This window comes from Kitasatospora sp. NPDC004799, from assembly GCF_040609095.1.
Classification (GTDB): Bacteria; Actinomycetota; Actinomycetes; order Streptomycetales; family Streptomycetaceae; genus Kitasatospora.
The window spans coordinates 12637-35869 of the sequence record NZ_JBEXJK010000034.1 but is presented as its reverse complement, the minus strand read 5'-3'; the positions used below and the strand labels follow the sequence as shown (position 1 = coordinate 35869).

Below are 23233 nucleotides of genomic sequence, written 5' to 3'. Positions count from 1 at the left end.
GTGCTGCCACCCGCCGCCGGAGCAGGCACCGTCACCGGGGCCGTCACCGCCGGCACGGCCGTCGCCGCGGTCACCGTGGTGGCCACCAGGGCCGCCTGGGCACGGGCGCCATCCGTCATGAAAGCCGAGAGGAAACTCCGCTCGGCCGGGCTCAGCGCCCGCGAGCGGCCGGATTCACGGTCCCGCGCCACCACCACGGTGCGCGCCCGCATAAAGGTCAGCCGGTCCCGGCAGACATTCACCTCGACCTGCGCGGAACTCCGGCCGAGCCGCTCCACGGTGATCCGCACCGTCAGCGGCTCGGGCCGGTGGTGCAACTGCTCCAGGTAGTCGATCTCGTGCCGCGCGATAAGGAATCCGGACGGGAACAGCGCCTCCCGGACGGCGGTTTCGTGGTGCCGGAACAGGTCGTAAATCCCCTCCTGGATGTAACCGACCAGGCGGGCGTTGTTGATGTGCCCGTTCTCGTCGACGTCGCTCCACCGGGTGGGGCAGGACAGCACGTGCGCGCCCGGCTGCACCGCGTTCACTGCCGGGTCAGCCCGGCGCCGGCGGGGAGCAGCGCGCGCTGCAACCTGGCGTAGTAGCCGGAGTGTTCGGCCGCCATCCGGGCCGCGGTCCACCCCTCCTCGGCCGCCTCGGCGGCCGCCTGGACGACCAGGCTGTCCAGCACCGCGTCGACCGCGCGGCACAGGTCGTGAACGGCCGCGAGCCGCTCGGTCACGTCCGCCCCGCTCCCCGCGTTCCGGGACGGGAAGGCTGCCAGAGATTCCATCGCGAGCTGAAGGTCGTCAACTCCGTCCGGCCGGTTTTCCACAGGGAAATTCCGCATGTTTTTCTCCATGACTCATTCGGCCATTACGGCCCAGTAGCTAGTGTTCGAATACACCGGAACGGTGTCGACCCCCCGACCCCACGACGCTATCCCAGCCGACCGGGGTCGACGGATGGTTTGCGGACCGCGACGGAAAACTGACCTCCATCGGAGTAGTTTGGTGGTGCACACAATATGCCCCATCAGCCGAATGCCGTCCGCAATTCGGGTGGTATCCCCGACGCGCGCCCCAGGATCGGCCCCCCGGGGTCCAAAATCTGCTACCAGCCACTCCACCACCTCGCCTTGTACAGGTGCGTGCCGCGCAGCACCCGCGCGCCCTCCGGCCGGTGCAGGGTGATCACCGAGGTGCACCAGTCGCACGGGGCCGTGTGCTCGGGCGCCACCGTGAGCAGCCGGCCGGTCCCGGGCTCGTCACCGGCGCTCTTGAGGTCCCGCTCGGCGGCCGGATCGACCAGGTGCACGGCGGTGAAGCGGTCGGCCGCCGGGTCGTAGCGCCACAGGCCGGTCAGCGTGGTCACCCAGAACCGCCCGGGAGCCGCCAGGACGGCCGCCAGGTCGTGCCCGCCGCGCCCGGGCAGGGGGCTGCTCCGCACCTCGGCGAGGGTGGGCGCGGCCGGGGTGCCGCCGACCCGCAGCGCGGTCAGCGCCGTGTCGCCGAGCACCCACAGCAGGCCGGTCCGGCCGTCCCAGTGCACCCCGTGCGCGCCCGGCAGCGGGAACTCCGCGTACCCGGCGGCCCGCGGCCCCTGCGAGGCCGCGTACAGCCGCACCCAGCCGCCCGTGCTCGCCGCCACGGCCACGTTGCCGTCCGGCAGCAGCTCGATGCTGTGCGGGTTGGCGGTCCGCCCCACGTCCGCCGCCCAGTGGACCCGGCCGGTGGCGGTCTCCACGACGGCGGCCAGCCCGCCGGAGGCGGTGGTCAGCAGGTAGCGACGGCCGTGCCGGACCCGGGACTTCACCTCGTCCGGGTTGGTCCAGCTGCGCGCGGGCGTCAGGTCCGCCAACTCCGGTGCCCGGTCGGCACTCCAGCCCCAGACCACCGGCAACCGGTCCGGCCCGCGGTAGGCCATCAGCTCCTCGGCGCTCTGCAACACCAGCACGCTGCGCGAAGCCTGGTCCACGACCGCCACCTGCCAGCCCGGCGACCTGGCCCACGCGCCGCTCCCGGGCACGCAGAGCAGCAGGGCGACCGCGAGGGCCGGCAGTGTTCTCCTCAGCACGCCTTCACCGTCGGTGCTGCGGGCCGACTCCGCTCGGCGGCACGTCCGAACGGCCGATCGACGCGGTGGGGATGGGCGGTTCGGGAGGGCGACCGCCTCGGCGGGGCCGCCTCGTTCACTGTCATCCGCCCATCCTGGCGGGCCGAACGCACCGACGGCCGTCGCCACACGGGCTGGCCCGGCGACCTACGTGGCCACGCGTCGACCGCACGCCGTCGACGCGCCGTTCACGCCCTCGCTTCGGCGGGACCGCCCCGCACACGGCCGGGACCGCCGGGCCCGATCGGCCACCCCGTCAGTCCCGCAGCAGCTCCAGGGCCCGCGTCCAGTCGTACGAGCCCGGCGTGAAGTCCGCGATCCGCACCCCCATCCGCCGCAGCCTCGCCAGGCTGTCCGGGTAGGCCGGGTGCGCCGCCTGCGCCGCGCTCAGGCAGGGCTGGACGGCGACCGGGACGCCCCAGCCGTACGACTCGCAGAGGATGCCGAGGGCGAGGGTGTCCGAGATGCCGAGGGCCCACTTGTTGATCGAGTTGAAGGTGGCGGGGGACACCACGATCGCGTCCGGGTCCGGCAGCGGCCGCGGCTCCCCCGGCCTCCGCCAGGCCGAGCGGATCGGGTACCCCGTCCGCGCGGTGATCGCCTCGGCGTCGATGAGCGGCATCGCGTCGGGCGTCGCCACCACCCCGACGTCCCAGCCCTGTTCCTGCGCGGCGGCGATCAACTCCCGCCGCGCAGACCACGACGTACAGCACCGGCTTCCTCGCCTCGGACACCCTCGGACTCCCCACGCTCGACCACCTGCGGACCCCAGCACAGTAGGCCGCCCCCCGCTGACCTGCTCCCCCGCCCCTCAGCCCCCCGCTCCCGGGCCGCACCCCCCATCGGCCTCACCGGAGCCCCCCGACACCGATCGGCCCCTCCCCGCCACCCTCCTCACCCGCGACCAGCCCACCCCACCACCGGCTTTCAGGTGCGGATGCCCCCGCCCAAGCCCCCCCCACCTCCGCGGCCACCCCGCCACCCTCCCCACCCGCGACCAGCCCACCCCACCACCGGATTTCAGACACTGATGCGGACCGGTGGGGCCACGGAGGGCGGCGAGCAGCGGGAGGTGGTGGCGCAGACGGTGAGCGGTCTCGGGCGGGGGCCGTCGAGGATCTGGACGGACCAGAGCACGGGGTAGTCGCCGCCGCAGATGCCGCAGCTGGGGCGGGGCGGAGCGGCGGGCCTCGGGGGCATCGCAGGGGCCGCAGGGGCCGCAGGAGCCGGAGGGGCCGGAGGGGCCGGAGGGGCCGGAGGGGCCGGAGGGGCCGGAGGGGCCGGGGGTATCGGGGGCACGACCGGCGGCGGCGGGGTCGGCGGGACGGGCGGGGTGAGCGGCGGCGGGGGTGCGGCCTCCCAGTCCGGGAGGTCCACGGCGAGGGCGCCGAAGTCGTGGCCGCACCCACCGCAGGTGTCCAGGACGGACTCGGTGCGCATGTCACCGCACTGCGGACAGAACGTCACCGGCTGTTCGTCGGCGACGGTGCTCTCGCAGCGCGAGCAGACGAAGTCCGGGTCGATCCTGGACTGTTGGAACACCGTCCCGAAGATCAGGAAGGGGTTGGGATCGCCGTCCTGCTCGTAGGCCGTCTGCACCACGGAGGCGATCGTCCGGAGGCGCGCCCTGCGCTGCCGCAGCCGCTTGAGGTCCAGGTTCACCACCTTGGTCTGCCGGCAGTCCCGGCAGGTGCAGAGCGTGCGGACGGGCAGCCGTGAGCGGATGGCGAACTGGCGCCGCAGGAACGCGAAGGCGGCCAGGTCCGCCTCCGCGACCGCCACCTCCACCGAGCCGGAGCCGGAGCCGGAGCCGAGGCCGGACCCGGCGCCGAACCCGCCCGCACTGAGCCGCCCCTCCACCGCGGCCGCCAACCGTGCGACCTCGGCCGCCAGTTGGGCCGACACCCCCTCCGGCCGGCTGCCGATCATCACCGGGATCGCCAGCAGGGAGCGGGCGGTGGCCATGTCCATCGTGAGGTAGCCGGCCGGGGAGCGGAACACCACGCGCTCGATGCCGCCCCACAGCGACGGGCCGGTGGAGCGGCGCCCGCCGGAGAGCCGCTCGGTGACGCGGGCTGCGACCTCGCCGACCAGGCGCTGCCCCGTCTCGTGGTGCCGGGCCAGCGTGTCGGCCCGGGGTCCGCCGGCCCACCACCGGGGCTGCGGGAAGCCGGCCGCCCCGGCCGCCGGATCCAGACCGGTGAGGGCCCGGTCGAGGGCGAGCAGCGCGGCCTGGAAGGCCGCCACGTACGGGTCCTGCACGCCCAGCGCGACCACCGAGACCGCCCGGTCCGTCAGGTGCAGGGACACCGCGGTGCGTTCGCCCTCGACCGGTGCGAGGTGGAGCCGCGCCGCCAGCGGCACCTGGTCGGGCAGCAGCATCGCCGACCGGACGGCGGAGCCGCGCCGGGCCTCCACCACGGTGGCCATCTCCGAGGTGATCCGGAAGCCGAGCGAGCGCAGCACGTCCACGGCGGCGACCCGGACGCGTCCGGCGTCGGCCCGGACCCGGCGTTCGGCGTCCAGCGTGATCGAGGCCAAGGTTCCTCCGGAGGAACGGATGTGAGGAGCAGGAGCGGTACGGTCCCAGCGCGCAACCGTAGCGGCATCAGCCCGCCAGGGCGCCCCGATCCGCACGAAGACACCACTCGTGCGGTCGTACCTGCCCTGACGCTCGGCCTGACGCAGGCGCCGCCCGCCACCCGGGGGCCTCGCGTCGGCGGCGCTCCCGCTCGGGCTCGCCGACGATGCCGAGGCTCGAACGCCGTCCCCGCCCTCCTCCGGGCGGGCTGGGACGGCGCACCTTCGCATCAGGGCGCGGCGTAGCGGGTGACGTTGGTGATCCGGCAGCTGACCTTGCCGGACACCTGCGCCGCGCCCGGGGCCTTCTGCACGGCGGCCTGGTTCGGGGCGAGGTTGTTGGTCGCGGCGGCCCCCTCGGCGACACGCGTGCCGGCGGCGTCGGTGAACTCCAGTTGCACGATGTAGTTGCTGCTCTTGCTGCTGTGGTTGGTGATCTTGACCTCGGCCTCGGGCATCTTCAGCACGTCGTTGATCGTGCACTTGGTGATCTCGGCGTCCTTGGCGGCGTCACCACCGCCGGCCGGAGCCGCGGCCGGCGCGGCGGCCGCAGGGGCGGCGCCGCTCGCAGCGGGTGCCGCCGCTGCGGGGGCACCCGCCGTGGTCGCGGCGACGGCGGGGGCAGTGCTCTTGCCGCTGGTGCCGGCGCTGGGATCGCACGCCGCCAGGCCGAGAACGGTGGCGCCGGCGGCGAGCAGGGTGAGGGCAGTGCGACGCATGAGTTCCTCTGGGGCGTGGTACGGGCAGTGGGAGCGACCGTAGCGAGACGCACCATTCGGTGCGGACCGTGTGATGAGTCCGTGACCGGTCCGGGACCTACCCGTCGGTCAGGACCGGACGGAGCAGCGAACATCCACAAGTGTGTTCGATACCAGTGCATCTGACGCATCGTCCGGTCAAGCCCGAACCAAGGGATTCAGTGCGCCGTCGCCACCAGTTCGGCCACGGCGTCGGCGCAGCCCCAGCTGAGGGTGACGCCGGCGCCGCCGTGGCCGTAGCTGTGGACGGTGCGGCCGCCCGGTTCGGCTTCGAGGCGGGGGCCGCCGTGGCGGGCGGGGCGCAGGCCGACGGCGTGGCCGAGGACGCGGGCGTCGCGCAGGTCGGGGATGCGGGCGGTGCAGCGGGCGAGGATGGCCTCGGCGGTGGCCGGGTCGGCGACGGTGTTCCAGTCGTCCGGTTCGAAGGTGCCGCCGAGGACGACGTCGGTGCTGCGGGGGTGGATGTAGGTGTAGCCGGCCGGGTCGTCCTGAAGGCGGGTCGAGCTGGGCAGGCCGGGGTTGCGGACCAGGACGAGCTGGCCGCGCACCGGGTGCACGGCCCGGTCGCCGCAGAGCTGCCGGGCGCCGATCCCGGTGGCGTTGACCACCACGGGCGCCCAGGCCCGGGCCTGGTCCAGGGTGTCGAGGCGGCGGTGGACGATCTCGCCGCCGTTGTCGAGGAACCGGCCGAGCAGCCAGGGCAGGTAGAGCGGCATCTCGACGGCGGGGGCGGTGAACGACCAGCCGTCCGCGCACTCCGGTCCGCGTTCGGCGGCCGTCAGCCGGCGCAGGTCGGGGACGGCCCCGCCCCACCAGGGCAGGCCGGCCGGCTGCCGCTCGTGCGCCAGCATCCGGGTGCTGCGCATCGAGACGCCGGGGACGCCGTCCGCGGCCTGGCGGACGAACTCGGCGAAGGCCGTCGCGGACCACTCCGCCACCCGGCGGTCGGTGCCGGTGGCGACCGGGAACCAGACGGCCGCGGCCACCGCCGAGGTCGTCGACAGCAGGCCGTCGGCCGTCACCACGACGACCCCGAGGCCCCGCTCCTGCAGCCGGATCGCCGCGGTGAGCCCGATGATCCCGCTTCCGACCACGACCACGTCCGCCGTACCCGCCATCGTGAACCACTCCTCCCGAGGGCCGCCCGCCGGGCGCCGGCGGCCGTCTTCAGGAAAGCCGCTCGCGCCGGATGCCGTCCAAGACCGGATCTGTCCGGATGCGATAAGCCGCCCTTATCATCGCCGGATGGAGCTGCGGACGGACCTGCGCGCGGACCTGCGGATGGATCTGCGCCGGATGCGCTGCTTCGCGGTGCTGGCCGAGGAGTTGAACTTCACCCGGGCCGCCCGCCGGCTGCACGTGGCGCAGCCCGCGCTCAGCCAGCAGATCAAGGCGCTGGAGCGGCAGCTCGGCACGCAGCTGGTGGAGCGCACCAGCAAGGGCTGCGTGCTGACCCCGGTCGGCCGGGCCGTCGCCGAGGAGGCCCGGCGGGTGCTGCGGGAGGTGGCGGCGGCCGAGGAGCGGCTCGCGGCGATCGTCCAGGGGCGGGAGGGACGGCTGCGGGTGGCGTACACCCGCTCCGCCCGGGGCGGGATCTGCGACGCCCTGGTGACGGAGTTCCGCAACCGGTACCCGCGGCTGGACGTCGCCCTGCAGACCGGCTGGACCTCGCACAGCGTCGCCGAGCTGCTCGCCGGGCGGCTGGACGCGGCGTTCGTCCGGCCGCCGCTCGACGTCCCGGGGCTCGCCTGCCGGATCATCGCCGAGGAGGAGCTACTGCTCGCCGTGCCGGCCGGGCATCCGCTCGCCCGCACCCGGGCCCGGATCGGCCGGCACCGGATCGCGGACGAGCCGGTGGTGCTGTGGCCGCGCGAGAACGGGCCCGGGATGCACGCGCTGATCACCGGGCAGCTCTGGCCGGGCCGGTCACCGCGGATCGTCCGGGAGGAGCCGGACGACGAGCAGCTGCTGCTCGCGGTGGCGGCAGGGTACGGCATCGCGCCGATCCCGGAGGGCCGGGCCCGGGTGTTCCGGATCCCCGGCGTCTGCCTGCGCCGGCTCACCGCCCCGGTGCCGACGGTCACGCTGGGGCTGGCCCACGATCCCCGGACGGCGCCGCCGGCCGTCCAGTTGCTGCTGGCGATGGCGCCGCCGCTCGGCGAGGCGGAGGAGGCTCCGACCGGAGGCACCCGGCCGTGATCCCGAACGGCCGGTACGGTCCTGTACCCCGCCGCGGGGGCGGCCCTAGGGTCGGGGGTCCGACACAGGCGGACGCCGGTCCGACCGGTCCTACCACGGGAGTCCATGCATGAACGTTTCCACACGAGTCGGCTCGATCCTCGGCGCCGCCGCGACGGCGCTGGCCCTGTGCGCCGGGACCGCCGCCGCGGACGGGCGGCCCGCGGTGTCCTCGGCCGCCTCGGCAACCTCGGCGACCGGGGCCACCACGATCACCAGCGCCAGCCCCGAGGCCGCCGGCAACTGCCTGGACGCCTACGACTGGGGCAACGGCCCGTGGATCCAGATGTGGAGCTGTCACGGCGGCGCCAACCAGTCCTGGAACATCTCCTGGAACAACACCAGCGGGGGCTGGAACATCCAGAGCAACTCCAGCCTCCACTATTGCGTCGACGGCTCCCGGGGCCACGGGGAGCAGCTCATCCAGAACGTGTGCGGCAACGGCCTGGGGCAGGCCTGGAAGATCGACTCCCTCTCCGGCGCGTCCCGCTTCGAGAGCATCGCCTTCCCCGGCCAGTGCATGGACATCTACAACTGGGGCCGTTCGAGCGTGGTCATGCTGTGGGACTGCGGGAGCCAGGCCAACCAGTACTGGTTGTCCGACTGACCGGCCGCCGCCCCTCGGTGCCGCCCGTGCCCGCCCCCGCGAACCGAGCGGGGGCGGGCACGGCCGTCGGGCGCGGGCTCAGCCGATCGTGGAGCCGGTGATCGGGGCGGAGAGCTCGACGGTCTCGCCCTTGAGCCCGGTCTTGACGAACTGCCAGCTCAGGCCGCTGATGACGCCCTTGTCCAGCGGGGCCAGCTTGGCGAAGGCCGGCTGGCTGAGGTCGATGTGGGTGGAGTCGCAGGAAGGACACTGGTCCTTCACCGGGACGGTGATGGTCTTGCCCTGGTAGGTCACCTTGACCGAAATGCCCTTGCAGACCGGGTCGTTGTTCGGGTTGGCGGCGGTCCACCAGGTGTGCGAGACGGCGACCAGCATCTGGGTGGCGGCGTTGATCTGGCTGCCGCAGGCGCCGTAGCCGGCGTCGTTGTAGTAGGTGGCCTTGCCGGTCATGGGCTTGTTGATCGGTATCGCGGCGCTGGCGGAGCCGGCCGTGAGGGCGATCAGGGCGGCTGCGGCGAGCGGGGCGCCCGCGAGGATCCTGAGGTTCCTACCGATGACGCGCATGGTCCGTTCCCTCCGGTTGCAGATGCATGCCATGGACATGACATGCCGAAGTCGACACATCCGCACGACAGTTCGCCGACCGAATGTCCGTCCTTGTGAGGGAAAGGTATGCGCCCGGCCGCAATGTGGTCCAGACCTCCACGATGTTGGCATGAACACAAGGCAAGCATCTTTACCAATGCCGCCGGAGGGGCGAAGATGCGTGACCACCCCGGCACGCAGGGTGTTGACAGCCCGTCACCCGAGTCTCCGGAGGCCCCCTCAGATGCGCACCTCGCTCGTCGCCCTGCTCCTCGGCACCGTCCTGCTCCCGACCACCGCACCCGTCACCGCCGGCGCGGCACCCCGCGAGGTCAACCAGGGCTACAGCATCCCGGTCGCCGGCGTCACCGACCTCGGCGCCCTGCCCGTCCTCGGCGGCCTCGGCCTGGACCTCGCCCGCCTGCTCACCCAGTAGCCACCGGGCGACGGGAGGCACCGGAGCCCGCGGACCTGACGGACCGTCGAACAAACCCGGCCGGCGCTGATAGAAAGGAAGTTCGCGCGGCAACGGTCGGCGCGGCAACGGTCGGCGCGGGAGCGGAGCCGGGGAGTGACGGAATTCGAACTGGGCCACGGGCCCACGGACATCCGGAACGTCGTCACCGACAGCACGGTCCACTACCTGGTGCAGATCGGCGTGCTCAACGGCGAGCTGCACCTCACCGTGCCGCCGCAGGCCGTCGCGCCGCCGACCCCGCTCGGCCTCGCCGAGGAGCGGCTCGCCCGCAGCCTGCTGTACCAGTGGCGGGCCGAGGCCGACGCCTGGGACATGGCCGACCCCGAACCGCTGGCCGTCCGCTGGGTGCACAGCCGTACCGCGCTCGCGCCGGGGACGGAGCTCGGCGGGCGCGGCGACCGGGTCGGCACGATGGCCGGTGCCCTGCTGGGGCTCGAGCACCGCCGCCTGCTGATCCTCGGCGGGGCCGGCGCGGGCAAGACGACCCTCGCCGTGCTGCTCACCCTGGAACTGCTCGCCCGCCGGCTCACCCGCGGCGAGGACGTCCCGGTGCCCGTCATGCTCTCGCTGGAGTCCTGGGACGCCGAGCGGGTCAACTTCCACGACTGGCTGATCGGCCGGATCACGGAGGAGCACCCCGGTCTGCCACGGGTGGACGGCCGTCATCCCGCCCGCCTGCTGGTGAGCGAGCGCCGCCTGCTGCCCGTCCTGGACAGCCTCGACGAGCTGCCCGAGCACCGGCGGATCGCCGTGCTCGGCGCCCTCGGGCGCCAGCTGGGCCAGGAGGGCGGGGTGGTGCTGATCTGCCGGACCGAGCCCTACCGCGAGCTGGTGGCGACGCAGCGGGACGTGCTCCGGGTGGACTCGGCGATCGAGGCGCTGCCGCTCGCCCCCACCGACGTCGCGTCCTACCTGGAGCGGGCCCGGCAGCCCTCGCGCGCCACCGCGTGGGCGCCGCTGCTGGCCGGGCTCCGCTCGGCGCCCGACGGCCCGGTGGCCCGGGCGCTGTCGACGCCGCTGATGGTGTGGCTGCTGCGGCGCGGGTACGAGCGGGCCCCGGCGGACCCGGGCGAGCTGCTGGACCGCGGGCGCTTCGCGACCGCCTGGCAGGTGGAACAGCACCTGCTCGACCGGATCGTGCCCGCCTCGTTCCCGCCGCTGCCGCCGGCGCCCGACCGCCTGCACCCGCCCCGGCACTGGGAACCGGACCGGGCGCGGCGCTGGCTGTCCTTCCTCGCCCGGCTGATGATCCGCCAGGAGACCGCCGAGCTGGCCTGGTGGCGGCTGTTCGGCGCGTCGCTGCCGCGGATGCTGGCGGCACCCGTGCTGATCGGGGTGGGGATCGCCCTGTCGGTGCTGTTCGAACTGCTGCTGAGCTCCGTCAGGGGCTCCCGCCCGTCCTACGGCTTCGCCAGCGCCGTGGGCCTCGGCGTGACCCTCGCGGGCGCCGTCCGCACGGCCGGGCGGGCGTGGTTCGGGGACGAGACCTCGACGCCGCGACGGCGGGTCAACCCGCTGCGCTTCGCCGGGGCCCTGCGCTCGGCGGGCCGCAACGGGCGGCTGGGCCGGGCCTGGCGGCTCGGGGTGGTGATCGGCGGGCCACCGGTGCTCCTCGCCCTGGCCCTGTTCCAGATCCTGGCACCGGCGGACGAGGGTCTCGCGCTGGTGGGGGCGGTCCTGCTGTCCGCCTATCTGACGGTCGTACTGGCGGCCCCCTCGGACACCGTGGACGCCGCGACGCCCGACGCGCTGCTGCGCTCGGAGCGGACCTCGGTCCTGGTGACGCTGCTCGTCCTCGCGCCGCTGCTCGCGGCGGGGGTCGGGACGATGGACTGGTCGCGGGCTCACCACTACGGGTTCCTCCGGATGGACTGGACCTACGCGCTGGCGACCTGGTGCGGAGCCGCTTCGACGTTCCTGCTGCTCAGCCCGTGGAGCCGGTGGCTGCTGGCACGGTGCTCGCTGGCGCTCGCGGGCCGGCTGCCCTGGCCGCTGATGTCCTTCCTGCGGGACGCCCACCGGGCGGGCCTGCTCCAGCGGACCGCCGGGACGTACCGCTTCCGCAACCTGCGGCTCCAGCAGCACCTGGCCGGCCCGGGACGCCGCGGAGGCCACGCCGCTCCGGGGGCCGCCGGGGTCCCCGCACCCCGAACGACGCCGGACGGAGCGGTGACGGACGGAGCGGTGACGGCCGGAGCAACGGCGGCCGGAGCGGCGCCGGGCCCGACCGGCCTCCTCTCCGACCTGCCCCTGCCCCCGGCCTCGGCCCTGCGCGGCCTCACCGCACGGCGCGACCCGGACTCGTACCTGCTCAGCGGCCGCGTCCGGACGGTCATGCTCGCGCACTGGGGCGCGTTCGGCGCCCTGCTGGGCCTGCACCTGGTCCGGACCACGGTCAGCGGCACCTGGGACCGCCTGGTCTCCTGGGCGCCGATGATCGCGCTGCCCGCCCTCGGCCTGCTGGTGATGCTGATCAGCCTCCTGCCCCGGCGGCGGATCGAACTGCACATCACCGACACCTTCATCGCCGCCCGGTCGGGCCGGCACCGCTGCCGTTACGCGTGGCGCGACGTGGACGAGGTGGCCGTCCGCCGGGTGCACGTCCGCGGCCGGGACACCCCCGTCCACGGCATCCACGTCCGGCCGCGGCCGGGGGCGCCCGACCTCCAGGCCCGCTACCGGGGCCGGGACGGGTGGTACCTGGTGCTGCCGTTCACCGTCGTGCGCTCCCTGCCCCCGGACGTCGCCCAGGCGCTGGCCGAGCTCTCCGGCGGGCGCTGGCGGCCGTAGGCGCCGGCCGGGGCGGGGCTCCGCCGGCCGACGGCGGCGGAGCCGGGGCCCGGTCGGGCGGCCGGGGCCGTTCGGTGGAACTTGCGCCGGGTTCTCCCCCGGACGGGCGATTCGCGGGGCGGCTCCGGGTGTGGGGCCGTCCATGATCTCCGGGCAGGTCCCGCCACCGCCCGGAGTCGCCCATGTCCTCGCCCACCCCTCCGCCGCTCACCCCTCCGCCGCCCGCCCCCGCCCGGTGGGGCGCACCGCGCGTCCTCGCCGCGATCGCGGCCGCGGTCCTGTTCGTGCTGGCCGGCGTGGCCGCCGCCGGGATCGAGAAGCCCGCGCACGAGGTGATGCGGCAGGGCGGACGGCTGACCGTCGTGCTGGTCTGCACGGTGGTCGGGATCGTCCTGGTGGCCTGGGTGCTGCTGCGGCCCCGGCCCGCCAGGCCGTCCTCGCTGGGCTGGTTCAGCGTGACGGTCAGTACGCTGTGCCTGCTGGCGACGGTCTTCGTCTGGGTCTCCGTCGCCGCCGACGACACGATCACCGGCACCCCCGGCACCGTGGTCACCACACCCGCCGAGACCGCCGAGCACCTGCGCGCCGAACAGCGCGAGGGGATGCAGCAGATCCCCACCGGGCTGATGATCCAGACCGCCCAGTTCACCGACGCCAACAACGTCCGCCTCACCGGCCTGCTCTGGCAGCGCCTGCCCGCCTCCGCCGACACCAAGAACCCCGCCGTCGACCTCCCCGACGCCGTCGACGGCGGCATCGGCGACCAGGTCTACCTGCTCGACAACGGCGACGGCACCAGGACCGTCGGCTGGAAGCTGCGCGCCACCCTGCGCGAGCAGTTCGACTACAACCACTACCCGCTCGACCGGCAGACGATCTGGATGACGATGTGGCCCCGGACCGCCGGCACCGTCCTGGTCCCGGACTTCGCCGCCTACCCGCCCTGGGACCCGGAGCAGGTCTACGGCCTCTACGCGGACATGGTCACCGGGGAGTGGCGCACCCACTTCAGCGCCTTCTCGATGGGCGAGGTCAGCAACCGCACCACCCACGGCGCCGTCGGCACCTCCGTCGAGTCCACCGTGCCCGAGCTGCACTTCTCCACCGGCATCACCCGCCGCTTCCTCAGCCCGCTGCTCGACCGGCTCGTCCCCCTGATCGTCATCGCGATGCTGGTCTTCGCCTCGCTGTTCGTCGTCACCAAGGACTCCGACCGCCGTTCCCTGGCCGGTTTCTCCACCTGGACGGTGATCGGCTTCTGCGGCGCCATGATGCTGGTCATCGCCGTCCAGCACAGCTCGCTGCGCTCGGCGACCGGAGCCACCGGGATCGTCTACGCCGAGTACTTCTACTTCATCCTCTACCTGGTGATCGCCCTGGTCGCCTTCAACGTCGTCGAGTACACCTCCACCCACCGCTTCCGATTGCTCGACTGGAACGGCAACATGGCGGCCAGGCTGCTGTACTGGCCCGTCGTCACCGTCCTGCTGCTCGCGGCCACCATCGGCGTCTTCGTGCTGTGACGCGGCCCTCCTGGCGGCGGCCCGGCCTCCCGGGCCGCCGCGCGAGGTGTGGGACGGGCCCCGGTGTCGTCAGGGCCGGACGGACGCCGGTTACCGTGCGCCGGTGACGACGAGTGAGACGTTCTGCCCGCCGAAGCCGAAGGAGTTGCTGAGCACGGCCTCCTGGGGGACGTCCCGGCGCGCGGTGACGACGTCGAGGTCGATGTCGGGCGCGACGCCGGCGGCGGTGAGGTTGCGGGTCGGCGGGATGACGCCGTGCTCCACGCTGAGGACGGCGATGAGCGCCTCGATCGCACCGGCCGCGCCGAAGAGGTGGCCGAGGGCCGCCTTGGGGGCCGTCACGGTGGCGCGGCCGAAGACCTCCCCGATCGCACGGGCCTCGGCGACGTCGCCGGCCGGAGTCCCGGTGGCGTGGGCGTTGACGTGGCCGATCCGCTCGGGAGCCAGACCGGCCTGCGCGAGGGCCTTGCGCATGGCGGACACCTGACCGCGGCCGTCGGGGGCGGGTGCCGTGATGTGGTGGGCGTCGGCGGCGATGCCGGCGCCCGCGAGCACCGCGTGGACCCGCGCGCCCCGGCGGGCGGCGTGCTCGGCGCTCTCCAGCACCACGACGGCGGCGCCTTCGCCGAGGACGAACCCGCTGCGGTCCGCGGCGAACGGCCGGGACGCGGAAGCGGGGTCGGCGGTGTACCGCGACAGCGCCTGGGCCCGGGCGAAGCCGGCGACGGTGATCGGGGTGATCGCGGCCTCGGTCCCGCCCGCGATCACCACGTCCGCCTCGCCGGCCCGGATCAGCCTGGCCCCCAGGGCGATCGCCTCGGCGCCGGAGGAGCACGCCGAGACCGGCGTGTAGACCCCGGCCCGGGCGCCGTACTCGATGCTGATCAGCGCCGCCGCCGCGTTGGGCATGAGCATCGGCACCGTACGCGGCGACACCCGCCGCGCCCCGGCCGTCTCCAGGACGTCGTCCTCCCGCAGCAGCGTCCCCACGCCCCCGATGCCGGTGCCGATCGCCGCGGCGAGCCGGTCCGGGTCCACCCCCGGGGCGCCGGCGTCGGCCCAGGCCTCAGCCGCCGCGGCGAAGGCCGCCTGCTGCGAGCGGTCGAGCCGCCTGGCCTGCGCCGGCGGCAGCGACCCGGCGGGGTCGACCGCCAGCGTCCCCGCGGCGGCGTCGGGAAAGTCCGCGTCCTCGTGGCCGCGCAGGACGCCGCCGCGGATGCCCGACTCGCCGGCGAGCAGGGCCTTCCAGGTGGACGCCACGTCCCCGCCGAGCGGTGTGGTGGCGCCGAGTCCGGTCACGACCACCTCGGTCCGGTGCATGCCCTTCCGCCTTTCTTGTATGCCATACAAACGAACGGGCCTAGTTGTATCACATACAATTCGGGGGTGGAGAAGAAGCGAACCCAACCCCGATCGACGCCGGCCCGAGCGGCATCGGCCCGAGCGGCATCGGCCCGGTCAGCGCCGGCCCGGTCGACGCCGGCCCGCTCGCGCGACCGCGGTCGCGCGACGCGACGCCAGCTGATCGAGGCGACCGCACGGCTCTGCGGGGAGCGGCCCGGTGGCGAGGTGAGCGTCGCGGAGATCGCGAACGCGGCCGGCGTCTTCCCCAACCAGGTCACGTACCACTTCGGCTCCAAGGACTCGCTGCTCGTGCACGCCGCCTTCCTCGGCCTGCTGCACGACGCCCGACGGATCGAGCGGATCGGCCGCCAGGCCGTCGACGCGGCGGCGTTCCGGCGCAACATCGCCCGCGCCGTCCTGGCCATGCCCTCGCTCCCGTCGGTCGCGCGGGCACTCGCCGCCGGGATCGCCAAGCCCGAACTCGCCCCCGTGGTCGACCGGCACCTCCAGCTGCTGTTCCGGCAGTCCGCGCGCTTCGTGGGCCAGCTCGTCGACGCCCGCGGCTGGCAGGTCCGCCGACCGCTCGACGTGGAGGCCAGGACGTTCTGGAGCACCGCGCTCGGCGCCGTCCTGCTCGTCCGCGCCGGGGCCCACGGCACCGTCGCCGACCTCGACCTGGCCGGCGCACTGACCGTCCACGACGGCCCCGAGAAGAGCTGACGCTCCGTCAGAGCACTGGAGGATCCCGCCGGTCGGCGTCCCTGCCGGCCTCGGTGCGCGGCGGCGGACGCCGTCGCCGCCCGAGCCGGCGGTCGGGCCCCGCACGGGGGCGCGACCGGCCGGCCGAGCGCGACGGGAGTCCGACGCCGGACCCTACTGCCCGGCCGTCGCCGCGAGGGGGCGGGAGCGCAGCAGCACTCGGGTCGGCAGGGCCGTCGCGGCGAGGCAGAGGGCCACGGCCGCGGCCGCCAGCGGCAGGGCGGTGCCCGGCGGGACGTACGGCGGGGCGTCGGCGAGTCCCCGGGCGATCGGCACCAGGGTGACCCAGGCGATCAGACCGCCCAGCAGCAGCCCGGTGGCGGCGACCAGCAGGGCCTCCCAGCGCATCATGCCGCGCACCTGCCGCCGGGTGGCGCCGGTGAGGCGCAGCAGGCCCACCTCGCGGCCGCGGTCCAGGACCGTCATCACCAGCGTGTTGGCGGCGGTGATCGCCGCGAAGCCGCCGAGGACGGCCGCCGTCACGGAGTTCGCCCAGTCGCCGGCCTCGCGCTTGCGGTCGGTCTGCGCGACGTACCCGGCGCGGTCGGCCACCGTGGGCCCGCCCGGCAGCCGCGCCAGCCGGGCGGCGACCTCCGCACGGTCGGCGCCGGGGGCGTCCGCGACGAGCACCTGGCTGTCGTACGCGACGCCGGCATGGGCGGCGACGGCCGCCCGGGGCAGGATCAACTGCCCGAAGCCGAGCCCGCGTTCGTACGTGGCGACGACCGTCAGCTGGGCCTGGGCGCCGTCGCCGAGCCAGAAGGAGGCGCGGTCGCCGACCCGGTGGCCGAGCCGGTCGGCGAGGGCCGCGTCGAGGGCGACGGTGTCACCGCTCCGGGCGAGGTCGGCGAGCGAGCCGCTGCGCACGCCCAGGTCGAGCACCCGGGCCAGTGCCGCCGGGTCGCCGGACACCCCGAGGACACCGGCGGAGCGGAGCTTGCCGTCCGCGCGGTAGACGGCCCCGGTGCGCAGCAGTCCGATCGCGGCGTCCACGCCGGGCACCTCGGCGGCCCGTTCGACGGTGGCGGCCGGCAGGCCGGGGCCGGTCGAGCCGAGCACGTGGTCGGCGACGACCCCGGCGCGCACCTGCTCGCCGGTGGCGTGCCCGACGCTGGTCTGGATGAACAGCATGGTGCCGCAGAACGCGGTGACCATCACGATCGGCGTGATCGCGGAGGTCAGCCGGCGGGCGTCGCTCCGGGCGTTGTCGGCGGCCAGCGATCCGGCGGTGCCGCCCGCGCCCGCCCGCAGCGGCAGGCCGAGCACCCCGGTGGCGATCCGGGCCACCCAGGGGCCGAGCAGGGCGACGGCCACCAGGAAGCACATGACCACGCCGAGCGCGGTGTTGGCGGCGTTCTCCCCGTCCAGGGAGGCGGCGACGGCGATCAGCACGAGGCCGCCGGCGACGGCCACCAGGCCGAGGAGGGTCCGCACCACGCCCGCCCGTCCGGCCGCCACCGAGGCCTCGCCGAGCGCCTGGCCGGGGCGCAGCCGGGAGGGACGGTGCGCGGCGAGGTACCCGGCGGCCAGCGCGGCCAGCGAGCAGGTGGCGACGGCGACGAGCGCCGGGACCGGTCCGACGTCCAGCTCGACGCCCTCGGGGACGGCGCCGCGCGCCACCAGCCCGTCGAACCACCACCGGGCCAGCGCGACGCCCGGCAGGAGGCCGAGCACACCGGCGAGGGGCGCCACCAGCATCGCCTCGGTGGCGATCGTGCGGCGGATCTGGCGCGGGGTCGCGCCGACGGCGCGCAGCAGGGCGAACTCGCGGGCCCGCTGACCGACGGCCAGGGCGACGGTGGACACCACCACGAAGACGGCCGTCATGGTGGCGGTGCCGCCGAAGGAGCCGCCGATCGCGATCAGCAGCGTCCGGCCCTGCCCGAGCCCGGGGTGCTCGACGGAGCCCCGGTCCTCGCCGGTGACCACCCTGATCCCGGTGGGCGACTGCGGTTCGGCGGGGTCGCGCAGGGCGGCGCGGAGCCGGCGGGCGAGTTCCCCGGCGGCGACGCCCTCGCTCGGCTGGACGGCGACGGCGTCCACCCGGCCGGGGTGGCCGGAGAGTTGCCCGGCCACCGTGTCGGCGAACCAGGCCGTCGGGCCGGCGCTCTGCGGCGCGGCCAGGCCGGAGATCCGGTAGCTGCCGCTGCCGCCGGGGGCGACCAGCGTGAGGCTCGCGCCGGGTGCCAGCCGGGCCTCCCGCGCGGTGGCGGCGTCCAGGACCACCTCGTCCGGGCCGGGGGCGCGGCCCTCGACCAGGGTGTCCGCGCCGCCCGCGATGCCGAGCGCCGCGAACCCGCGCCCGGTCAGGGCGGGGGCGGCCGGGCCCGGCTGGATCGGGAAGGCGGTGTCGGGACGGGCCGCCGCGACACCGGGCTGGGCGGCGACGCGCCGCACCAGGGCGGCGTCCACCCGGGGCCGGTCGGGCACCGGCCGGTCGACGGTCTTCTCCTTCTTGTCGACCTTGCGGACGATCTCGACGTCCGGACCGGCCGCGACGACCACCGGTGCCTGCGCATAGCGCACCGGGGGCACGCTCGCGGTGACGCCGGTCTGCAGCAGGGTGCCGCAGCCCATGACGACCGCCGCACCGAACAGCAGGGCGAGGAAGGTGCCCGCGAAGGACGGCGGCCGGAAGCGCACCGAGGCGCGCGCGAGTCCGTTGCTCATGCCCCCGTTCCCAACGAACCGGGGTGGGCGGGGTGTTGGCGCGCGGATGCTTCGTGCTCCGGGCGGTGGTGGCGGGCTGCCATGGTGCTGCCATCCCTCGTGGATCGGGTCGGTCGGCGACGCGGTCCAGGCTAGGAACGGTGGGCGGTACGAACCATGGTGGCGACCGGCGGAAGCGGGGTGGGGATAACCCCACCCCGGGTGCGGACCGCTCCGCCCCGCGGGCGCCGGGCCGGACCGCGCCCTGGTGACCGAGCGTCACCGTCGAACCGATATCCGGGCAGGCGTCGGCACCGGGGCGGGAACCGCCCGCGCCGGCCCGGATTACTTCCGCTCCGAAAATTAGTAACCCCGTGCCCGGGCGACAAGCCCGAACGCCCGCCCGCAGTGCGCCCGCCATCCCGCCGTCATCCGCGGCAACACGCCGCAAAGAACCGCAAGCGGCCGAAACGAACCGGCAACACCCGCTCCCACCAGCCAAGATGACGATTGACAGGGGCCCGGCCGGTTCAGCACGATGAGGCCCGAGCCCACTCGCAGCAAGCAGGAAGGAGGGGCGATGCACTCCGCCGTCCGCCCCGTCCCCTGTCGCTGCCCGCGCCGTTGTTGTCGCGGCGTGCTCGCCCGCTGACCGTCCGCCGCGCCGGACCGCCACGCCCGTACCGCACACCCGCACGCCGCTTCCCGCGCCGCGGAGCCGTACGCCGGCACACCCGCACGAGGTGACGCACCGTCACCGGATTCGTCGTCACCACGTCGGGCGTCACCACGTCGGGGCATCACCACGCCCGGCGCGTCACCGCACCCACCGTCACCGCACCCCGAAAGGGCCCCGCCATGACCACCGCCCCCGCCACTGCCCCGACCGCACTCCGCCTCACCCCCGCCGCCGGCCGGATCGGCGCGATCGTGCACGACGTGCGCCTCGGCGGCGACCTCCCCGCCGAGACGGTCGCCGCCCTGGAGGCCGCCCTGTACGAGCACAAGGTGCTCTTCTTCCGCGGCCAGCAGCACCTGGACGACGCCGAGCACGAGGCCTTCGCCCGGCTGCTCGGCCACCCGGTCGGCCACCCCACCGTGCCCAGCGCGGACGGCCGTTACATCTTCGAGCTGGACGCCACCAAGGGCGTGCGCGCCAACAACTGGCACACCGACGTGACCTTCGTCCCGTCGTACCCCAAGGCCTCGATCCTGCGCTCCCTGGAGCTCCCGCCGGCCGGCGGCAGCACCGTCTGGGCCAACACCGCGGCCGCCTACCGGGACCTGCCGGCCCCGCTGAAGACGCTCGCCGAGAGCCTGCGCGCCGTCCACACCAACGACTACGACTACGCCGCCCGGCAGGCCCTGCGGCCCGAGCTGGCGGACAACGCCGAGGTCGCCAGGCTGTTCCGGGAGGTGTTCGTCTCCACCGCCTTCAGGACCGAGCACCCGGTGGTCCGGGTCCACCCGGTGACCGGCGAGAAGTCCCTGCTGCTGGGCGGCTTCGCGCAGCGGATCCAGGGTGTCTCGGGCGACGACAGCAAGGCCCTGATCGACCTCTTCCAGCGCTACGTGGAGCGGCTGGAGAACACCGTCCGCTGGGACTGGCAGGTCGGCGACGTGGCGATCTGGGACAACCGCGCCACCCAGCACTACGCGGTCGCCGACTACGGCGACGAGCCGCGCCTGGTGCGCCGGATCACCCTGGACGGCGACCTGCCGGTCGGCGCGGACGGCGCCCCGAGCCGGCTGCTGGAGCCCGCCGACCCGCCGCGGGTGCCGGGCCTGGTGCCCGCCGAGGAGCTCGAAGCGGCCAACTGACCGGGAGCAGCGGAGGAACGACGCCCGTGACCACGTCCACCGCCCCCCGCCCCGGCGACGACCGCCGCGACGCCAACGCCTCCGCCGTCCTGCGCACGGTGCTCGACCACGGGCCGATCGCCCGCAGCCGGGTCGCCGCGCTCACCGGGCTCAGCGCCTCGGCCGTCTCCCGGCAGGCGGTGGACCTGGTCCGGCTCGGACTCCTGTACGAGCGCCCCGAGTTGGCCGTCGGCGGCAGCGGCTCGCTGGGCCGCCCGCAACTGCCGCTCGACGTCGACCCGGACCGGCTCGCCGTGGCCGGGCTGCACATCGGCCTGCCGTTCACCACCGTCGCGCTGCTCGACCTGCGCGGCCGGGTGCTGCGGCGCAAGGAGGTCCCGCACCGCGGCACCGGGCCCGAGCTGCTGGAGCCGCTGCTGGCCCGGCTGCCCCGGCTGATCGACACCCTGCGCGGCGACCGGGCGGTGGTCGGGCTGGGCGCCGTCACCGGCGGCTCGGTCGACCCGGCGAGCGGTGTGGTCCACCGCCACGATCCGCTCGGCTGGCGGAACGTGCCGCTGCGCGAGCTGCTGGTGAACGCCACCGGGCTGCCCGTCCAGGTGGACAACCACGCCCGGGCGCTCACCCAGGCGGAGATCCTCTTCGGCCACCCGGCGGCCCGCCGCAGCATGGTCCAGCTGTTCGTCGGCCACGTGGTGGACGCGGCGCTGGCGGTCGCCGGAACCGTCCACCTGGGCCCGCCCTCCCCCACCGGCGACCTCGGCCACCTCCCGGTCTCCGGGACGGTCACCGACCCGGAGGCGGACAGCCGGGAGCGCTGCCCCTGCGGCCGGCTCGGCTGTCTCTCGGTGGCCGCCTCGGACACCACGCTGTTCGCGGCGGCCGCCGCCGAGGGGGTCACCGACGGGCCGGACCGGGCCCAGCTGATCGCCGCCGTGCGGCGCGGCGACCCGACGGCGAACCGGCTGGTCCGCAACCGGGCCCGGATCATCGGCCGCGCGCTCGCCCTGCTGGCCGACGTGGTCAACCCCGACCTGGTGGTGCTGACCGAGACCTTCGCCCTCCTCGATCCGGCCCATCTCGACGTCGTCCGGGACGAGTTCGCGCTCCGCTCGCACCTGCACCGGGACGCCGGCCTGCTGATCGCCCAGCAGCGCGGCCGGGACGTGCTCGCCGTGGCCGCCGGAGCGCCGGTGCTCGGGGAGCTGTACGCCCGGCCGGTCGACGCGCTCACCTCGCCCCGCTCGGGGTCGGTCGACGCGCCCGCCTCACCCCGCACCCGGTCGGTCGACGCACCCGGCTCGCCCCGCACCCGGCGCGTCAGCGCACCCACCGCACCCCGCACCCGGCCGGTCCACCCGCTCACCGCACCCCGCGCCGCCCACCATCCGTAACCGCCCCGAAGGACCGCCATGACCGCGCTCCCCCGTCCCCCCGTCCCGAGCCGCCGCGCCCTGCTGCGCGCGGGCCTCGCCGGTGCCGGCCTGCTGACGCTCGCGGGCTGCCGGTCGGCCGTCGAGCACGCCAGGAACGCGGCCGCCGCCGTGGACGCCGGCTCCCCGCGCCGGGGCGGCGTGCTGACCGTCGCGGCCGGCATCGACGTCACCCCGAGCCTGCTGTTCGCGGTGAGCGCCAACACCCTCGTCCAGCGCCTCGTCTTCAACACCCTCACCCGGTACGACGACCGGCTCCAGCCGCAGCCCGAGCTGGCCACCTCCTGGGAGACCTCCCCGGACGGCCTGAGCGTCACGCTCCGGCTGCGCGAGGACGTGCTGTTCCACAGCGGCCGCCGGTTCACCGCCGAGGACGTCGTCTTCGCCGTCCGGAACCTCCAGAACCCGGCCCGCTCGGCCCAGTTGCGCTCCACCGCCGCCGCCGTCACCGACTTCCGCCGGAACGGGGACTTCGAACTGACCCTGGTGCTCGCCCACCCGGTCAGCAACCTCTTCGACCTCTTCGAGTTCATGATCGTCCCGGACCGGGAGACCGTCGAGGAGGCCGTCGCCGGCACCCGGCTGATCGGCACCGGCCCGTTCGCCCTCACCGACCGCAAGCCCGGCTCCTCGCTCTCCTTCGCCCGCAACGAGCACTACTGGAACCCCGGCCGCCCGTACCTCGACGGCGTGGAGGTCCGGATCATCCCGCAGGCGGAGTCGCTGCTGTCCTCGCTCAGGACCGGCCAGACCCACCTGTCCTACGCCGTCCGCGGCAAGGACGCCGCCGCCCTGCGCACCGACCCGCGGTTCCGGATCAAGCAGTACGACACCGGCGCCGGCGCCCACTACATCGGCGTCGACGTCACCGCCGAGCACGTCCGCGACAAGCGCGTCCGCCAGGCCATCGCCTGGGCCGTCGACCGCGACCGGCTCGTCCAGCAGGCCCTCGGCGGCTACGGCACCGCCTCCTCGGTGCCCTGGCCCAGGTCCTCCCCCGCCTACACCGAGGCGGGCGCCACCCACTACCGGCACGACCCGGAGCGGGCCCGCGCGCTGCTGCGGGAGGCGGGCGCGGAGCGCATCACCCTGCCCTTCGCCCACTCCAACGAACCCGGGGCGACCGCCATCGCGCAGATCCTCCAGTACGACCTCCAGCAGGTCGGCATCGAGACGGTGCTCCAGCCGGCCGACTCGCCGACCATGCAGAAGCAGTTGATCTCCCAGTCCATGCCCGCCCTGTGGACGCTCAGCCACGGCTTCGCCCAACTCCAGCCCGCCACCCTCGCGGTGAGCGCCTACCCCTTCAACGAGGCCAGGAACAGCTCCCGTTACTCCTCGCCCGGCTACACCGACGTGGTGCAGCGGGCCTGGAACCGCAGCGCCGGCGACAGCCCCGAGGCCAGGGCGCTCCACCAGCAGATCACCGACCTGCTGCTGGAGGAGGAGTTCGTGATCGACCTCGCCATCGCCGGACTGGTCGAGGTCACGGGCCAACGGGCCCGGGGCGTCACGCTCAACAAGTTCGGCTACCTCAACCTCGACGACGCCTACCTCACGGCCTGAGCAGG

The 23233-nt window shown here is 75.0% G+C and carries 18 protein-coding genes and 1 pseudogene; 9 read left to right on the top strand and 10 right to left on the bottom strand.

Annotated elements, in window-relative coordinates:
* The 7 genes and pseudogenes from ABZW03_RS07520 to ABZW03_RS07490 all read right to left on the bottom strand — a co-directional run.
* Positions 1-530 (bottom strand): thioesterase family protein (locus ABZW03_RS07520; RefSeq protein WP_355253557.1); only part of this gene is annotated, 530 nt, incomplete at its 3' end.
* Positions 527-775, bottom strand: a complete 249-nt coding sequence (locus ABZW03_RS07515; RefSeq protein WP_355253555.1) for a hypothetical protein — start codon at positions 773-775, stop codon at positions 527-529. The genes ABZW03_RS07520 and ABZW03_RS07515, both read right to left, overlap by 4 nt.
* 320 nt (positions 776-1095) lie before the next feature.
* Positions 1096-2058: a DUF6528 family protein gene (locus ABZW03_RS07510; protein WP_355253553.1), complete on the bottom strand. Its 963-nt coding sequence runs from the start codon at positions 2056-2058 to the stop codon at positions 1096-1098.
* Between the two features lie 355 nt (positions 2059-2413).
* Positions 2414-2831, bottom strand: a pseudogene (locus ABZW03_RS07505) (flavoprotein); the annotation flags it as partial.
* Positions 2832-3117: 286 nt separating this feature from the next.
* Positions 3118-4638, bottom strand: a complete 1521-nt coding sequence (locus ABZW03_RS07500) for a hypothetical protein (RefSeq protein WP_355253551.1) — start codon at positions 4636-4638, stop codon at positions 3118-3120.
* A 269-nt stretch (positions 4639-4907) separates the two neighbouring features.
* A complete protein-coding gene (locus ABZW03_RS07495; RefSeq protein ID WP_355253549.1) occupies positions 4908-5396 on the bottom strand; it encodes a hypothetical protein in 489 nt (162 codons plus the stop codon).
* Between the two features lie 197 nt (positions 5397-5593).
* On the bottom strand, positions 5594-6553 hold the full coding sequence (locus tag ABZW03_RS07490) for an FAD-dependent oxidoreductase (protein ID WP_355253547.1): 960 nt from the start codon (positions 6551-6553) through the stop codon (positions 5594-5596).
* A 127-nt stretch (positions 6554-6680) separates the two neighbouring features.
* On the opposite strand from ABZW03_RS07490, the gene ABZW03_RS07485 reads away from it, so the two are divergent.
* Both ABZW03_RS07485 and ABZW03_RS07480 read left to right on the top strand, forming a co-directional pair.
* Entirely contained in the window at positions 6681-7634 is a 954-nt protein-coding gene (locus tag ABZW03_RS07485) for a LysR substrate-binding domain-containing protein (protein ID WP_355253545.1), read from the top strand.
* 109 nt (positions 7635-7743) lie between these two features.
* Positions 7744-8280 carry an RICIN domain-containing protein gene (locus ABZW03_RS07480; protein ID WP_355253543.1) on the top strand — a complete coding sequence of 179 codons (537 nt, stop codon included), beginning with the start codon at positions 7744-7746 and terminating at the stop codon, positions 8278-8280.
* 78 nt (positions 8281-8358) lie between these two features.
* Here the strand turns inward: ABZW03_RS07480 and ABZW03_RS07475 are convergent, their stop codons facing one another.
* A complete protein-coding gene (locus ABZW03_RS07475) occupies positions 8359-8844 on the bottom strand; it encodes a cysteine/serine endopeptidase inhibitor (RefSeq protein ID WP_355253541.1) in 486 nt (161 codons plus the stop codon).
* 265 nt (positions 8845-9109) lie between these two features.
* Between ABZW03_RS07475 and ABZW03_RS07470 the strand changes: the two genes are divergently transcribed.
* The 3 genes from ABZW03_RS07470 (at position 9110) to ABZW03_RS07460 (ending at position 13656) form a co-directional block, all read left to right on the top strand.
* Positions 9110-9301, top strand: coding sequence for a hypothetical protein (locus tag ABZW03_RS07470; RefSeq protein ID WP_355253539.1), 192 nt, complete (start codon positions 9110-9112; stop codon positions 9299-9301).
* A gap of 135 nt (positions 9302-9436) precedes the next feature.
* The gene (locus ABZW03_RS07465) at positions 9437-12133 is read left to right on the top strand and encodes an NACHT domain-containing protein (RefSeq protein WP_355253537.1); all 2697 of its coding nucleotides are present in this window, start codon (positions 9437-9439) and stop codon (positions 12131-12133) included.
* 182 nt (positions 12134-12315) lie between these two features.
* Positions 12316-13656: a hypothetical protein gene (locus ABZW03_RS07460; protein WP_355253535.1), complete on the top strand. Its 1341-nt coding sequence runs from the start codon at positions 12316-12318 to the stop codon at positions 13654-13656.
* 90 nt (positions 13657-13746) lie between these two features.
* Here the strand turns inward: ABZW03_RS07460 and ABZW03_RS07455 are convergent, their stop codons facing one another.
* A complete protein-coding gene (locus ABZW03_RS07455; protein WP_355253533.1) occupies positions 13747-14976 on the bottom strand; it encodes a beta-ketoacyl-[acyl-carrier-protein] synthase family protein in 1230 nt (409 codons plus the stop codon).
* Between ABZW03_RS07455 and ABZW03_RS07450 the strand changes: the two genes are divergently transcribed.
* Complete coding sequence (locus tag ABZW03_RS07450; RefSeq protein ID WP_355253531.1) at positions 14971-15720, top strand: TetR/AcrR family transcriptional regulator C-terminal domain-containing protein; 750 nt, start codon at positions 14971-14973, stop codon at positions 15718-15720. The genes ABZW03_RS07455 and ABZW03_RS07450 overlap by 6 nt on opposite strands.
* A 153-nt stretch (positions 15721-15873) precedes the next feature.
* On the opposite strand, the gene ABZW03_RS07445 is transcribed toward ABZW03_RS07450, so the two are convergent.
* Positions 15874-18429 carry an FtsX-like permease family protein gene (locus ABZW03_RS07445; protein WP_355253529.1) on the bottom strand — a complete coding sequence of 852 codons (2556 nt, stop codon included), beginning with the start codon at positions 18427-18429 and terminating at the stop codon, positions 15874-15876.
* Positions 18430-19266: 837 nt separating this feature from the next.
* On the opposite strand from ABZW03_RS07445, the gene ABZW03_RS07440 reads away from it, so the two are divergent.
* From ABZW03_RS07440 to ABZW03_RS07430, 3 genes are read left to right on the top strand one after another with little or no spacing between them, the layout of a single operon-like run.
* Entirely contained in the window at positions 19267-20229 is a 963-nt protein-coding gene (locus ABZW03_RS07440; protein ID WP_355253527.1) for a TauD/TfdA family dioxygenase, read from the top strand.
* A 26-nt stretch (positions 20230-20255) separates the two neighbouring features.
* A complete protein-coding gene (locus ABZW03_RS07435; protein WP_355253525.1) occupies positions 20256-21623 on the top strand; it encodes an ROK family protein in 1368 nt (455 codons plus the stop codon).
* A gap of 18 nt (positions 21624-21641) precedes the next feature.
* Positions 21642-23228 carry an ABC transporter substrate-binding protein gene (locus ABZW03_RS07430; protein ID WP_355253523.1) on the top strand — a complete coding sequence of 529 codons (1587 nt, stop codon included), beginning with the start codon at positions 21642-21644 and terminating at the stop codon, positions 23226-23228.
* Positions 23229-23233: the final 5 nt, after the last annotated feature.